The sequence below is a fragment of the Sneathiella sp. genome (assembly GCF_002694385.1).
GTDB lineage: Bacteria > Pseudomonadota > Alphaproteobacteria > Sneathiellales > Sneathiellaceae > Sneathiella.
The window spans coordinates 77989-92581 of sequence record NZ_NZMB01000004.1 but is presented as its reverse complement, the minus strand read 5'-3'; the positions used below and the strand labels follow the sequence as shown (position 1 = coordinate 92581).

At 55.7% G+C, this 14593-nt stretch carries 14 protein-coding genes; 5 read left to right on the top strand and 9 right to left on the bottom strand.

Annotation, left to right across the window (positions count from 1 at the left end):
* Window positions 1–52: 52 nt before the first annotated feature.
* Entirely contained in the window at window positions 53–931 is an 879-nt protein-coding gene (gene yghU / locus CMN55_RS01190; protein WP_293947691.1) for a glutathione-dependent disulfide-bond oxidoreductase, read from the top strand.
* Between the two features lie 67 nt (window positions 932–998).
* Entirely contained in the window at window positions 999–1484 is a 486-nt protein-coding gene (locus tag CMN55_RS01185; RefSeq protein WP_293947690.1) for an L-2-amino-thiazoline-4-carboxylic acid hydrolase, read from the top strand.
* Window positions 1485–1490: 6 nt separating this feature from the next.
* On the opposite strand, the gene CMN55_RS01180 is transcribed toward CMN55_RS01185, so the two are convergent.
* From CMN55_RS01180 to CMN55_RS01165, 4 genes are all read right to left on the bottom strand, one after another.
* On the bottom strand, window positions 1491–1859 hold the full coding sequence (locus CMN55_RS01180; RefSeq protein ID WP_293947689.1) for a YdbL family probable chaperone protein: 369 nt from the start codon (window positions 1857–1859) through the stop codon (window positions 1491–1493).
* Window position 1860: 1 nt separating this feature from the next.
* The gene (locus tag CMN55_RS01175; RefSeq protein WP_293947688.1) at window positions 1861–2061 is read right to left on the bottom strand and encodes a YnbE family lipoprotein; all 201 of its coding nucleotides are present in this window, start codon (window positions 2059–2061) and stop codon (window positions 1861–1863) included.
* Window positions 2062–2080: 19 nt separating this feature from the next.
* On the bottom strand, window positions 2081–4933 hold the full coding sequence (locus CMN55_RS01170) for an intermembrane phospholipid transport protein YdbH family protein (protein ID WP_293947687.1): 2853 nt from the start codon (window positions 4931–4933) through the stop codon (window positions 2081–2083).
* A gap of 98 nt (window positions 4934–5031) precedes the next feature.
* Window positions 5032–5913, bottom strand: coding sequence for a TauD/TfdA dioxygenase family protein (locus CMN55_RS01165; protein ID WP_293947686.1), 882 nt, complete (start codon window positions 5911–5913; stop codon window positions 5032–5034).
* Between the two features lie 124 nt (window positions 5914–6037).
* Between CMN55_RS01165 and CMN55_RS01160 the strand changes: the two genes are divergently transcribed.
* The 3 genes from CMN55_RS01160 (at window position 6038) to CMN55_RS01150 (ending at window position 9410) form a co-directional block, all read left to right on the top strand.
* Window positions 6038–6934: an alpha/beta fold hydrolase gene (locus CMN55_RS01160; protein ID WP_293947685.1), complete on the top strand. Its 897-nt coding sequence runs from the start codon at window positions 6038–6040 to the stop codon at window positions 6932–6934.
* 45 nt (window positions 6935–6979) lie between these two features.
* Window positions 6980–8119: an NAD(P)/FAD-dependent oxidoreductase gene (locus CMN55_RS01155; RefSeq protein WP_293947683.1), complete on the top strand. Its 1140-nt coding sequence runs from the start codon at window positions 6980–6982 to the stop codon at window positions 8117–8119.
* Between the two features lie 166 nt (window positions 8120–8285).
* Complete coding sequence (locus CMN55_RS01150) at window positions 8286–9410, top strand: acyl-CoA dehydrogenase family protein (protein WP_293947682.1); 1125 nt, start codon at window positions 8286–8288, stop codon at window positions 9408–9410.
* 5 nt (window positions 9411–9415) lie between these two features.
* Here the strand turns inward: CMN55_RS01150 and CMN55_RS01145 are convergent, their stop codons facing one another.
* From CMN55_RS01145 to CMN55_RS01125, 5 genes are all read right to left on the bottom strand, one after another.
* Window positions 9416–10288: an urea carboxylase-associated family protein gene (locus CMN55_RS01145; RefSeq protein ID WP_293947681.1), complete on the bottom strand. Its 873-nt coding sequence runs from the start codon at window positions 10286–10288 to the stop codon at window positions 9416–9418.
* A gap of 67 nt (window positions 10289–10355) precedes the next feature.
* Complete coding sequence (locus tag CMN55_RS01140; protein WP_293947680.1) at window positions 10356–12281, bottom strand: DUF2207 domain-containing protein; 1926 nt, start codon at window positions 12279–12281, stop codon at window positions 10356–10358.
* Window positions 12282–12315: 34 nt separating this feature from the next.
* Window positions 12316–12882: a LemA family protein gene (locus CMN55_RS01135; protein ID WP_293947679.1), complete on the bottom strand. Its 567-nt coding sequence runs from the start codon at window positions 12880–12882 to the stop codon at window positions 12316–12318.
* A gap of 174 nt (window positions 12883–13056) precedes the next feature.
* Entirely contained in the window at window positions 13057–13944 is an 888-nt protein-coding gene (locus CMN55_RS01130) for an HpcH/HpaI aldolase/citrate lyase family protein (RefSeq protein WP_293947678.1), read from the bottom strand.
* Window positions 13941–14390 carry a MaoC family dehydratase gene (locus CMN55_RS01125; protein WP_293947677.1) on the bottom strand — a complete coding sequence of 150 codons (450 nt, stop codon included), beginning with the start codon at window positions 14388–14390 and terminating at the stop codon, window positions 13941–13943. Before CMN55_RS01125 ends, CMN55_RS01130 begins: the two co-directional genes overlap by 4 nt.
* Between the last annotated feature and the right edge of the window lie 203 nt (window positions 14391–14593).

Sequence of the window (14593 nt, the reverse complement as noted above, 5' to 3'; positions counted from 1 at the left end):
GAAATAACGAAGTCATCAATGACGCAAACGATGTGCGAACGGAGTTTCGAAAATGAATGAGAAAACACCCTATGTGCCCCCGAAAGTCTGGCAATGGGACAAGGAAAGTGGGGGACGCTTTGCCAGCATCAANCGTCCGATCGCCGGCCCCACGCATGAGAAAGAGCTCCCCGTCGGCAAACATCCGTTACAGATTTATTCCCTCGCAACCCCGAACGGCGTCAAAGTAACTGTCATGCTGGAGGAGTTGCTGGCCAAGGGTTTCTCCGGCGCGGAATATGACGCCTGGTTCATCAATATCGGCAATGGCGACCAGTTCGGCAGCGGTTTCGTTGATGTGAACCCGAATTCAAAAATCCCCGCCCTGATGGATAGAAGCGGCGACACGCCAATCCGGGTGTTTGAATCCGGCTCCATCCTGCTGTATCTGGCAGAAAAGTTCGACGCCTTTCTTCCGAAAGATACGGCCAGCCGCGCGGAATGTCTGTCATGGCTGTTCTGGCAGATGGGATCCGCCCCCTATCTCGGCGGTGGTTTCGGGCATTTCTACGCCTATGCCCCGGAAAAGTTCGAATATCCTATCAACCGTTTCACGATGGAAATCAAACGCCAGCTTGACGTATTAGATCGGCAGCTTGCCCATAACAAATTCATCAGCGGCGATGAATACACCATTGCCGATATGGCCATCTGGCCATGGTATGGCGCGCTCGTCAAAAACCAAGTCTATGAAGCGGCAGAATTCATTGACGCCGCGTCCTATAAACATGTCAATCGCTGGACAGATGAAATCGCGGCCCGCCCCGCGGTCCAGCGGGGCCGAATGGTCAACCGGGCAACCGGATCATTGCATGAACAGCTTCGTGAACGTCATGACGCCAGCGATTTTGACACCAGAACAGAGGATAAATTAAAGGCGCAAAAGCAGTAGGCAGAAATTCGCGCCTGCATCAATACCGCCCGGCATTGTCCGGGCGGAATGACAGACTAGGGGAATAATGACGGAAGAAATTGATATTACGCCGTTTCAGCGTATCCAACTCACCGTAGAGGCGCAAATCCCCCTCGTTCGTGCCATGGAACAGGAACTTGGACGGGAACGGGCACATGCCCTTATCCGCAAGACGCTTGATGACCGGAACCGTCGGATTTCAGAAGAACGCGCAGAGCAAACTCCCATGACGATTGACATGCTGGCGGCGGAATTTGCCTCTTTCGGAATCGGTGTGGAGTTCGAGTTTGACGTTCTGAAAAAGACGGACGATGAGTTCCATGTCGATGTTCATCGCTGCGCCTATNCCCGCATGATGGAAGACATGGGCGCCCGCGATCTCGGCCCCCTGCTCATCTGCAATTGTGACTTTGCGCTCGCCGAAGGGCTCGGGCTGGAGCTCAAACGCGAGAAAACCTGCATGAAGGGTGACGGCGTTTGTGACTTTCGTTTTCGGAAAGTACGGCATGCCGGTACGGGCGGGAAAGAATAATCTGCCCTATTTCTGCACCCACTGCCCGTTTTCGCGCAACAACCAGGTGCCTTTCGGCGCTTTCTGGATAATCTGCTCCGCATAGACACGGCCGACCTGATCCGCACTCACCCCTTGCGCTGCGGCGCGCTTCGCATAGATGCCGCGCCGCTGATCGTTGAGCTGTTTGACAAAAGCATTGGCGGAGGCATCCCGCGCTCGTGCATAGCCATCAAACGCCTCTCCGACAGCGCCGGATGCGCGCAGACTGTCGAGCTGGTCCGCAAATGCGGATGTCGGAAAAAGCGGCAGAACAAGACCCGCACCCAGAGCGAGCACCCCACCCATTAAAAATGTCCGGCGGCTGAAATGCCGGTTCTTCATGCCATTAGTCATATCAGAATAGTCCCGGATTATTGTTAATATCATCTTTCGCCTGTTCCTCAATCTTGAGACGGACTTCGGCATCCAGTTTGATATTGAGATTGATGGTGATCGGTTCGGGTGGCGCCTCAACCTTGACAGTTGGCGTACAGGCGGCAACGGCCAAAACAAGCGCCACTGCCGTCGAAATCGTCAGGAGAATAGATCTTTCCACAAAATTTCCTTCACCCAAATTACCGGCCCCTGACGGTAGCACGGAGCGCTTTTTCCGACAAGAGATAGCCATCGAGCACTGCATTGAAGATCTTGTCAAGGCTTGTCTCCAGATTGATATTCAGAACAACGGGACGATTGTTTTCCACCTCCGGATTACTTCCCGCTGCATGTAGTTTAACGGTGTCTACGCCGGATTCCGTCTTTAAAATTGCAATGGACAGGTCGGAATACTGAAAATTTTCCAGAATATCCAGGACCAGCTTTGCCTGCTCCCCACCGCTTCCCAGCGCCTGACGGGCTGCGGCAGATGACATCTTGAGAACGCCCGGCCCGTCGGCCGCAAGCTCTCCATTCTCGACGATCAGCCGTTCGCCACCAAATATCAGTGGTATCCGACCACTAACATGTCCTGTTGCAACCACATCCTCCACACTACTAAGCGCCATCACTTCTTTCAGGTCAAGGCTGCTGAGCCGCACATCCAGCCGGTTTGTTTCCGCGCCAGTATCAATTTTTGCGTCCTCAACGATGGCACTCCCGCCGACAAGGCCGACCGTCATCCGGTCAATATACAGCACCGGGTTTTCATTTTCTGTCAGCAGACGAAAGCGGATAAACGGAGAGTTTAGCGGAATTCCCGCAGATGCAAGACGGGCTCTGATCTCCTGCGCCTTTGAAATTGTGAGAGGAAACAACTCGTCAATATGCACGTCCCCTTCTATGCCGGTTATTTCTCCCCCCGGCAGCTTCGCCGACAGCCCATCAAGGGACAACTCCGCCGATCCATTGACGCGATCTGCGGACCACGCGATCTTCGCTGATGGAGCAACCTGCCCTTCCAGCGCCATGTCCAGCGCCAGGTTGAACAAATCCATCGGCTGCAAACCATCCTTTGCAAAGAGAAGGGGGGCAATCATTACTCCGGCCTCCCCTCGTCCTGTGGCGAGGGAGTGATGCCCCTTCATTTTCACATAGGAGGTGCCAAGCAATCCGGAAGAGACGTCCGCCGTAAAGCGTACATCGTTTTCCGCAAAGGAAGCCTTGCCCGTCAGACGTTGTTCTTCCCGAAAGATTGCCCCCTCTCCCGGTTTTATATGCAACTCGGTAAGGTCAAGCTGCCCTGTGCTGCCCGGCAAAAGATTATCGAGGGTCAGGGTGAATGCTGCGGCTAGGGAAGGGATTGAGAATTTCTGCCCGCTGGCCTCTATATCAGAAATCCGGCCACTCAATGCGCCTGCCAGAATTTGGTCGGCGGATCCTTCCTGCCCGGTGAGCTCAAAAGAAACGCCGGAAAGCGCCACATCCCCCTGCCGCCATCCGCCATTCTGCACCGTCGCCTTGAGGGACGAGAGAAGCAAGCGACCGTCTTCTTGTCGTTGCAGGCCGATATCCCCCTTGATAGCGCCTGAGATAGCCTTGCCGCTCTCGGCCAGATGGCGGGAGATCGCTACCGGATTGACCCCGCCCTTACCGATTTTAGTCTCCGGCAGGGTGAAGGTGGCCGCGCCATTTCCCTTCGGCAGATTGAACCAGCCCGATGCATCAACTGTTATTTTCGCAGCAGGGTTTGATATGCTGCCAATAATCTCAAGCTGTCGATCCGTCTCCATCCTGCCATTCACCGTGAATGCCAGTGGCGTGAAATCCGGCTGCTCCGCGACGTCTGCGAGGACCCCTTCGAAATTTTGGATATCCAGTTCCGCTCCAAAATTTCGCACCCCCACCTTCGCCTGAAAGGCTTGCAGCGCATAGCGACGCCCCTGATAGGTCATCTCCAGATTGCTTTCAGGCAGCGTTATCTCCGCCTGTTGCTGAAGCTCATCCATGACATATTCCCCAGTAAGGCGGATCGGCAGTTTTTCCGAGATGACCATGCCGTCTGATACGGCCATGGAAAAATCCGTCATTGCAGCCTCCAGCTCATAGTGGGCATGCCCATCCGTCATTTCCACCCTTGCCATTACATTCAGGATGCCATCAAAGGAGGGGAGCACATCCGCATGATGGGTCAGGTCAGAAGGTTGAAACCCCGCCTTGCGAAATGTAAGATCAACAAGCGAAAAATGTCCCTGCCCAGATGCCGTAGCCAGATCATACCGGCCTTCAAGGGAGAGAAGATCGCGGTCATCAAGGGTCGCCACAGACAGCTGCCCGGCAAACAGCCCCTCTTTGAGTTCAGCCTTTCCGGACAGGCGGAAAGGCTGCCAGTCGGGTGTTTCCCTATCCTGACGCAGTTCACCGCCCAAGATGTCAGCATGACCAGTCAGGCTGTTCAGATCACCATCCAGTGTAATCCGCATATCCTGCAACAGGATGGCCCCCGCATCAGCTTCAACGCGGACTGTGATCGTTGCCTCGCCCTGTAACGCCATATCTGGCGTCAGGGCGCCCGCTATATCCGCCTCAACAAAGCGTCCGCCGTTGTCATAAACCACCCGCCCACGCTCAAGATATATGGCAGGAAAGGGACCTTCACCGCCAGAGGGCTTGCTCTCCTCTCCCGCTTGGGCCAGTTCTCTAAAGCGGGCAATCACCCCTGCCTCCGGGTTGGAGAGATCAAGCTCAAGATCACCAATATCGATGGCGGCAATTTGTCCACGCAGCAGATCCAGTGGATCATATCGGACAATCATGTCGCGAAGGACAACCTGCCTGCCAAGGGATAACTCGCGGATAACCGCCTGACCGCTCGAAACTTCGGAAATGTTGAGGGAGGCATCCTCAAAACCGGCAAGGGAAAGCCCCGTCTTGCCCACCGCTTCCAGAAGGGGGAGACGGAACGTCAGGATGCCCGCCAGCAGGATCAGCGGGATTATAATGACCCAGAATAGCGGCCGCCGATAAAACATAACTTTCTTTGTACCCGCCATGGACTTCCCCCGCGATACCTATCCATTTACACGGGCACAGGCAAAAGGCAAGTCCGGTCACTCCGGCAAGTGGCGCTGATGCAGGGGTTATCCGCAAGCTAGGCGGCGGATACACTCTCCGCAAATTCGCTTTTCGGATCACCGGCGATGCGCGAATGATACATCACCCGGGGCTCATTCATATCCCATGGCGTTGCCTGATGCAGCAGACAGCGGTTATCCCAGATGACACTATCTCCGGCTTCCCAGTGGTGATGATAAATACGCGGCGGTTGGACCGTAAAATTCACCAGTTCCTCCAGCAGCGTCTCGGATTCCGCATCGCTCAGCCCCGGAATGCCATAAGCATGACGGCCGATGGTCAAGCATGTCCGGCCCGTCTCGGGATGAACCTTGACGAGGGGGCGCAACGGCGGCGCATCACCATGAAGGCCATAACCGTCTTTCTGGCGAAATCCCATCTTCTGCTGGCTGTAATGCAAGGAATGGTAGGCTTTCAGATCCTTGATTTTTTCCTTTGTTGCATCATCCAGCGCTTCATAGGCAGCCGTCAGATCTGCCCACCCCGTCTCCCCGCCCTTGGAGGGAACGACGTGAGCGCTGAAAACGGCTCCTTTTGCCTGCACCGGCATATAGGTGCTGTCCTGATGCCAGCCCATATTGCCTTTCAGCATTTTTACCACGTCTTTTTCATCGGATTTAACGACACTGCCGTCCTTGTCGACATTACTGATCGGCGACAAATCAAACTCCATCTTCCCGAAACGCTTGGCGAAAGTCACCTGCTCTTCGGTCGTCAAATGCTGTCCCGGAAAGACCAGCAGCGAGTATTTCAGCCAGCAGTTATAAAGATCGGCAAAATCTTTCTCATCGAGAGACCTGAGATCCAGCCCGGTAACATAAGCGCCAAATGTTGCGTCAATCGGTTTGACATCGAAATTCATGCTTGCCTCCTCCTGAAAGCCGGAAATGGCGGGCATTTTTGTTTGCTTCTCCTTGCCGCCATCGTTTCCGCAATATTAGAATAATCATTTGCAGGGCGTCCGTCTACCGGAAGAAGCAAGGATGACCGCCAAATATGTCAAGATGAGGAGGCAGGATTTCATGCAATACAGGACAGTAAAAGCGGGCGTGCTCGATATTGCCTATCTGGAGTATGGGACGCCGGATGGATGGCCGATCATTCTCAACCACGGCTTTCCTTATGATGTTCATGCCTATGCGGAAGTGGCTCCCCTTCTTGCGGAGAAAGGCGCACGGGTCATTGTGCCTTACCTTCGGGGATATGGCGGCACGCGGTTTCTGAACCCCGAGACGCCCCGATCAGGCGAACAGGCTGCCCTTGGTTTTGACCTGATCAGCCTGATGGACGCCCTCAATCTCGAAAAAGCCCTGCTTGCAGGATATGACTGGGGCGGCCGGGCCTGTTGCATCGTCGCCGCCCTCTGGCCGGAGCGTGTTACCGCCCTTGTCAGCGCGAATTCCTATAACATTCAGAATATTGCCCGCGCCATGGAGCCTGCGCCCGCGAAGATAGAGGCATCTTTCTGGTATCAGTATTATTTCCATTCCGAACGCGGGGAACGCGGCCTTGAGAAAAACCGCCAGGATATCACACGGCTGCTATGGGAAATGTGGTCTCCCCTCTGGGCCTTTGATGAGGAAACATTTGAGAAATCGGCAGCCGCTTTCGACAATCCGAACTTTGTAGAGGTTGTCATCCATTCCTATCGTCATCGATTTGGCCTTGTTCCCGGAGATCCGGGCGTCGCCGAAATTGAAGAACGGCTTGCCGCACAGCCCGACATTCATGTGCCAACCATTGCCATCGACGGTGATGCGAGCGGCGTTGGCGGCATGACCGCGAAGCAGGCGCGGCATTTCAAAGGCCCCTTTGAGTACCGGATTTTTAAAGACGCGGGACATAATCTGCCGCAGGAAAAGCCCGCGGACTGGGCGCGGGCCGTGCTGGATGCGCGCAGCATGGCAAGAGGGCAATGAAAATGGCATATTGCACAACACCAATGAACAAGACACGGTAAGAAAATGTCACCGGGAAAATCATATGATGTCGCCATCATCGGCGCAGGAATTGCCGGAGCCTCCCTCGCGGCGGAGGTCTCGAAAGAAGCATCGGTGCTGCTTATCGAGATGGAAAGCCAGCCCGGCTATCACACCACCGGCCGTTCGGCGGCGGCATTTGTGGATACCTATGGCCCAGCGCCCATCCGCGCCCTGACCCGCGCTTCAGCCGCCTTCTATCACAATCCGCCCCTCGGTTTTACCGATCACAGACTGCTGTCACCCCGCGGCGTTTTGATGATCGCACGGCAAGATCAGATGGCGACGCTCCATCAGATGCAGGAAGACCTGTCCGATACGACTGATATGCAGATATTGACAGCTTCGGAGATTGAATCCCGGATGCCACTTCTGCGAAAAGGATATGCCGCGGGCGGATTTGCCAACTCACGGGTGAGCGATATTGATGTCCATGCCCTGCACCAAGGGTATCTCCGAATGCTGCGGGGAAATGGCGGAACAATCCTGCTGAATGCCCCAGCGACGGCCCTTGAACATCATCAGGGCCAATGGCATGTAACAGCGAATAATGAAAACTTTACCGCCAGCCGAATTGTCAATGCCGCAGGGGCCTGGGCCGATGAAATCGGAGCCATGGCGGGTGCCTCGACCATCGGTCTGATCCCCAAACGACGGACAGCCATGATGATTGCTGCGCCAGCGGGCCTCAATCCGGATAAATGGCCCATGATCATTGATATTGACGAAGAGTTTTATCTCAAACCGGACGCCGGGCGCCTGTTGATCTCGCCCGCCGATGAAACCCCGGCCCCGCCCGGTGATGCCCAGCCGGAAGAACTGGATATCGCCATATGTATCGACAGGATTGAGAGGGCCTTTGACCTCTCGGTTCGCAGAATTGAAAATAAATGGGCAGGCCTGCGCAGTTTTGTGGCGGACAAAAATCCCGTTTGCGGGTTCGATGACAAGGCTCCCGACTTCTTCTGGCTGGCCGGTCAGGGCGGTTATGGCATCCAGAGTGCGCCTGCCCTGGCCCGCCTTGCCGCCGCCCTTCTCCTTGACCGGGAGACACCGGAAGATATCCTTAGCGAGGGCCTTCGCCCCGCCGACATTGCCCCCGGAAGGCCCGGTTTGAAACAATAATTATGAATAATTGGCAGGCAAAATTCGTAAATTTACCTTAACCGGTTAATTATGAATACTGCTGACCATATGTTGCGGATTTTCTTTTGCAGGCATTCCGGCTATCCTGTCGGCAAGGAGGCAAGACCCGGCGGCACGTCTGGTCAATGACAGAAGGAGACCTCTCGTGAACCCACAGTTTGCCGATCCATCCGGCGCCCTCAACGCCGTGGCCGCATTTGCCAGAGACCAGATCGCCCCCAGGCGGGAAGAGCTGATAAGTTCCCCGGATTTCCCCGCGGATATCTGGAACGCCTTTGCCGGGAGTGGGCTTGCGGCCCTTTCTGCGCCCGCAGAGTTCGGCGGCCTCGATGCAGATTACAGAACGCTGTCGCAGGCGGCGCAAATCCTCAACCGCTATGGCGGCGTGCCCGGCATGACCATGACCTTCATGGCCCATTGGCTAACAGTGAAACTGCACATCGCCGGGGATGCGCCGGACGGGCTTAAACAGCGCCTGCTGCCGGAGCTGGCATCGGGCGATAAGACCATCGCGGTTGCCATATCGGAACCGGGCGCAGGCGCCCATCCGAAGCATCTGAAAACCACCGCCCGGCGGGACGGAGATGAGTTTGTCGTCACGGGTGAAAAGACATATCTGACAAACGGTCCTATTGCCGATTATTTCGTCACACTGGCCATCACAGGGGAGACTAATGGCCAAAAGAAATTCAGCGCCCTGCTCATCCCGGCGGCAACGGAAGGGTTTGAAAAAACTGCAGGCGTGAAAATCGACTTCCTGCACCCCTGCCCCCATGGCGGCATCCGGATGCAGAACTGCCGTATCCCGGCGACTCATATGATCGGAGAGGAAGGGGAGGCTTTCAACAGAACCTCTCTTAGGATGCGCGCGATTGAAGATGCGGCAGGTGCTGGCGGGCTGGTCGGCTCCATGGTCGCCGTCCTTACGGATATTGCCACTGTGGCCAACGACGAGCAGGCTGGGGAGATCGGCGCCATTGCAACGCAGCTTCAGGGTCTGTCTGTCATAGCCGCCCATCTTGCCGCCATGGCAGATGCCGCAAAAGAGGATGTGCAGCCTCTGCTGGAACTGCATCTCGGCTTTCACCAGCAATGCCGCATGGCAGCAACCGCCCTTGAGGCGTTGTTACAAGCGACACCAGCCGCTGACAAACCGGAAACGGCTCTTCTATGCAGGGATATTGTCAAAACGCTTGGCATTGCGAAAGGAACTCATGCGGCCCGTCACGCTAAATCCGGTCGCGCCATCCTTGCCGCCGCAAGAAGCTGAATGAACTATATCCCGCCGCCAGAATGATGTCGGCCCGAATAGGGAGATACCTTCGCCGGTTGCCAGCCTTTTGGCGGCCCCGCAAGCGGGCGTAGTATTTCGACCTTCAAAGGATGGCACGTGGCCGCGTCACTTGAATGACCGCTGCTGCAATCCCCGCCGGGACAGGTGGACAGCGCGCCCAACAGATCAATTTCAGCAAAAAACTCAAGATAATCGCCTGGCCGAACGGGGCTGCCCTTCATAAAATACTGATGCGTATCTTTCGTAAAGCCCGTACACATGAAGACATTCAGTACATCATGGACATGGGGTTCCGCCTCCGCATAGGAGAGGCCGGTTTCCGACGCCAAAGCCCGGATCAGGTTGGAATGGCAGCAGTGATGATATTCCTCCCCGCCCAGGATTGCATTGGTATAAGGATCGCAGCGAGTGCCGATCACATCATGCACACCGCCGCCGTCTTCATCCCAACCATACCAGTCAAGCGTATCGTGAGTGATGGTTGCAAGCGGGCGCAAGAAGGGCAGGTTGCTCCACAGCTGATCGCCCGTACTGAGATGAGTGCCGTGAAGCGCACGCGTCTTGCCGCTGAAAAACCGCTCCTTCAGATCATGGGTATTCCACAGGTTCAAATCCCCGACCTGCGGACCCTCCACGCTCAGGATGCGGAAGAAATGTCCGGCAGGCACATGAAAGCAAACGGCATCCCGCGGCGGCACGATCAATTCATCGACGACAGTGAGCTCCTCACGCGCCGCGAAATACTCTGCCATGTCCGGTATTGGCAAAGTTTCAACCGGATAGACAATAACCGGCCTCACAGCACGGCGGGCCCGGGCATCATCCGGGGCAGGATTTTGCGGCTGTCGTTTCATTGCATCCTCCTTCATGAAACCGTTTCCGGCAATGCCGGTCCCTCAAATACAGACGGCAGGGGTGAGATTACCAGCCACCTCCCCCTCCTCCGCCGCCACCGCCGCCGGAAGAACCACCCCCGCGCGATCCACCCCGGCTGCCGGGGGCCGTTGCGGCCGATGAGATGGCACCGGCAAAACCGCTGCCAAGAGCCGAGGAAAAACCGCTCAAGTTGGATGGGCTGAACCCCTGGCCATGATACCAGCCGGGGCGATAGCCAGACGCGTTACCCGGTTCTAAATGCACATCTGCAAAAGTCTTTGTAAACTGGTCCGCCCATTTATTTTCTACATCCAGCGCGATGGCATAAGGCAGGAAGCGTTCGAACAGCTCCGGCGTTCGCTCCGGCGGATTAAAGAAATTCATACGGTCCTTTTCCGTCACGCTTAGAAAATCAGCAAAGCCCGCGAATTTATCCATCACCTGCCGACCCAGCCGGGTCGGCGCTTTCAGAAGATGGTAAAAGAACAGATTAATGAGTTGAACGCCGAGAAAGATCAACGCGCCGCCAAAGGACAGCGTCTCCGCCAGAAAAGCCAGCCCGGCCACTTCCCCGCCCAGGAACGGCACCGCCATGACCGTCAGGGCCACTGCGCTTATGCCAAATACCGGATTGCGGCCGGTCAGAAAATTACTCCAGGAACGCATGGCGACACGGACGATGAAATAAACACCCACAGTCCAGAAAGCGAGCCAGACGGACAAAAACAGGGCCCCCGCCGGATCCCGTGCCGATATCAGCATAAGTGCGAAAATGGCGATTGAAATGCCAACACCGGGATAAAAATGCCTGCGGTTGTGATTGAAATAGGCCTGTTCATATTCGGTTCGGAGCCAGTCTTTCAAACTGTCCCGCGCGGCCCTGATTTTCGCATGATTAGCCTTCTTCATCTCGATTGTATCGCGGGAACCTGCAAAAAGATGTCGTGCGACTGCCCTCTCCCCAAGGGAGAGAGGCGCCTTCCGACCCGTCTTGTGCAAACTATAAACACCGAGCTTATCCTCCTCGATTGTGAGGAAGCCTTTTACTGCCATGCTGAGAAGGGCCGCCGCAAAGGTTTTATCATCAAAGCCCATTTTCCCGATATAGCGCATGGCCGCCGGGGAATATCCGGCCGGCGGCTCAAACAGGGGAATTATCGTGCCCGGCGCCGGATCGCGGCCCACACGCCCCCATACTGCCAGATAATATATCAGCAGTAATATAATTCCGATCCCGCCGGTAATCAGGATACGGTTATCACCGACCAGATAGCCCAGTTTTTCCATTGATGAGGGGCGTTCAACTAACCCTTCCGGCCAGGAGACGGCAATAGTCAGCCCTTCATTCGCGGCCAGCGGGCGGCTCGTTTCAAAGGCTATTCCGCCGTCAATATCCCGGGTGCGATAATCTTTTCCCGCCTGCCCCTGATAGCCGGTATAGGCCATATACTGAAGAACCGAGGCCCCGGGCGGCAAATGAACACGGGCATCCGCCTGTTCAATCGGAAAAACCCAGCCATTGCCGGTCGCATTCCAGTAAATTTCATCAAACCCGTCAAAATGACCAACTTGCCGGGTGGTGGTATAGGTGATCACATACTCATGCGGCCCGGCGGGCAGAAGCGTATCCTTATTCCCGATATAGAGCCTGACGCCGTTCGATTGCCGCTCCGTATGATAGGGTTCCGCCCGGCCATCCCGGATGACGCTTTCCACCTCGAACGTGACACGATAGGTATTCCCCGCCCCGTCCGGATAATCTGTTGGAAAATCACGATAGATTCCCCGGCGGATTTCCCGCTGTTCGCTGATCACCAAGATCCGCTCCCGGATCGTCAGGCTACTGTCCGCATGCACACGGATATCACTGGTAAAATTGCGGATATATTCCGTTGCCATCGCAGGGCCGGGCAACAGTGAGAACAACAGCTCGGCAACAAGAAGAAGGATACCCTTTTGATATCGTCGCAACAGGTTGGCCCTCCTGCGCCCGCTTGTCCCTCTGTCAGTCAAACTTGACATCCACCGGCTTGCGCGCGGCCTCTTCATCATCGGCAAGCTCAAAAAACTCCGCCTTTATAAAGCTGAAAATACCGGCGACCAGATTACTCGGAAACTGGTCAATCTTGATATTGTTATCCCGCACTACGCCGTTGTAATAGCGCCGCGCCGCCTGAATATTGTGTTCCACATCCGCGAGTTGGCTTTGCAGGCTAAGGAAATTTTCATTGGCTTTAAGTTCCGGATAGCTTTCCGCCAGCGCGAATAGGGATTTAAGCGCGCCGCTCAGCATACTCTCCGTTTTCGCCTGTTCGGCGGGAGTGCCCTGATTGTTCATCGCCTCGCTCCGGGCGCGCGTGACCGCCTCCAGCGTGCCCGCTTCATGACGGGCATATCCTTTAACCGTCTCCACCAGATTGGGGATCAGGTCATAGCGCAGCTTCATCTGCACATCGATCCCGCTCCAGGCCTCCCGGATCCGCTCCCGCAGGGCGACGAAACCATTATAGGTAACGATCACATAAAGGATGACAACGGCTGTCAGGCCAAGAAGGATCAGCAACGCAATCATATCGACAGTCTCCCGGAGGTTTGGGATCTATATCACAGGGGGACAAGTGTAGGGCTTTATATGCAAAGCGCAAACAGGGAATATGCAGGGCCAAGGCGGCGACTAATACAGTGCCGTCAGCGGGGGAGAAATGGACATACCTCTTCCTCCCCCGGCTTCATCTTCATTACGGCGTTACGCCAGCTGCTCGGCCAGGGCAATGACGTTGCGCGCCTGCTTCAGATGCGGCATGTCCAGCATTTTGCCATCCAGCCCCACCGTCCCGAGGCCCGGGTTCTGCTCAAAAATATCGATCACCCTCCGCGCATAGGCGATTTCTTCCTCACTCGGGCTGAACGCCCGGTTGATGATCGGAACCTGCGCCGGATGGATCGCGATTTTGCCGATATACCCCATCCGCCGATCCCGCAAGCATTCTTTCTCCAGCCCTTCCAGATTACGGAAATCAACGAACACGGAGCCGACCGGTTGCGCGTCGATCGCCCGCGCCGTCGCGAGAGTGAATGTGCGGGCAAGCAGATAGGGTTCGTCATAATCTCCGGTCACGGGATGCCGGTTATCGGAGGCGCCAAGCGCTGCCGCCAGATCCTCCCCGCCCCAGGTGAGGCCGACCAGCCGATCCGTCACATCGCGAATATAGCTTTCAAACGTCACAAGAGAACTGGCCGTTTCCGTCGCCACGCAGAGGATTTTGGTTGCCCCCTGATCAATGCCTTCCCGCGCTTCCAGCGCCGAGAGAAAATCGCCAAGCCGATTGACATCCGCCGCTGAGTAAGTTTTCGGAAGGATGATCCCGTCCGGCTTTCCCCGCATGACTGCGGCAAGGTCCGGCAGCGACAACTCACTGTCGAGCGGATTGATCCGCACCCAGAGCTGCTGGCGTGACCGGTCCGGATTGGCCGTCAGGATATCGGCAACCATCTGACGGGCAATTTCCTGCCGTTCGTCAGCCACGGCATCTTCAAGATCGAAAAGCAGAGCGTCCGCCTCACCGCCCACGGCCTTTGTCATTTTACGTTCGTCATCACCCGGGACGAACAACCAGGATCGCAACATCTTCATGATTTTTTCTTCATCAGAGCGGTGCGCAGGCAGTAGGCCACTTCCTGATCCCGCTGGTTATAGGCAACGTGTTCAAACACAATCAGGCCGGATGTCGGGCGCGATTTGCTTTCCCGCATTTCCTTGATCCGCGTTACGACACGCAAGGTATCGCCATGAAATACCGGATTCTTGAAACGGATGTCCGTCATCCCGAGATTGCCAAGCGTCGTGCCAAGCGTCGTGTCAGCAACCGTCACGCCAACCAGCAGGCCAAGCGTGAACAGGCTGTTGACAATCCGCTGGCCATATTCCGTCTGCTTGCTGAATTCTTCATCCAGATGCAGCGGCTGAGGATTATGCGTCATGGCGCAGAACATGACATTATCCATTTCCGTCACCGTCCGCGTCAGGGCATGCTTGAACTCCATGCCCACGTCAAATTCTTCGTAATAAAGACCCGCCATTTAAGATCACCTTTCTTTTTGCTTTTAGTCAATGTTGTCTGCTTATCCTCAAAAAACAGGAGAACCGCAAGCAACCGCAGCCGATCCCCCTGTCATGGAGGGCGGCGCTATGATATTCCCCAGAACACCATTCGGCTTCGGATTTTACCTGTTTCCCCGTTTGATTTTTCGAAATTCTTTTGTTGTATGCCAGTTCATATTAA

Excerpts from the sequence above, each read along its gene's own strand:
- CMN55_RS01180 (WP_293947689.1), bottom strand. The coding sequence starts at position 1,859 with ATGACTAATGGCATGAAGAACCGGCATTTCAGCCGCCGGACATTTTTA.
- CMN55_RS01170 (WP_293947687.1), bottom strand. The coding sequence starts at position 4,933 with ATGGCGGGTACAAAGAAAGTTATGTTTTATCGGCGGCCGCTATTCTGG.
- CMN55_RS01165 (WP_293947686.1), bottom strand. The coding sequence starts at position 5,913 with ATGCCCGCCATTTCCGGCTTTCAGGAGGAGGCAAGCATGAATTTCGAT.
- CMN55_RS01160 (WP_293947685.1), top strand. The coding sequence starts at position 6,038 with ATGCAATACAGGACAGTAAAAGCGGGCGTGCTCGATATTGCCTATCTG.
- CMN55_RS01155 (WP_293947683.1), top strand. The coding sequence starts at position 6,980 with ATGTCACCGGGAAAATCATATGATGTCGCCATCATCGGCGCAGGAATT.
- CMN55_RS01145 (WP_293947681.1), bottom strand. The coding sequence starts at position 10,288 with ATGAAACGACAGCCGCAAAATCCTGCCCCGGATGATGCCCGGGCCCGC.
- CMN55_RS01135 (WP_293947679.1), bottom strand. The coding sequence starts at position 12,882 with ATGATTGCGTTGCTGATCCTTCTTGGCCTGACAGCCGTTGTCATCCTT.
- CMN55_RS01130 (WP_293947678.1), bottom strand. The coding sequence starts at position 13,944 with ATGAAGATGTTGCGATCCTGGTTGTTCGTCCCGGGTGATGACGAACGT.
- CMN55_RS01125 (WP_293947677.1), bottom strand. The coding sequence starts at position 14,390 with ATGGCGGGTCTTTATTACGAAGAATTTGACGTGGGCATGGAGTTCAAG.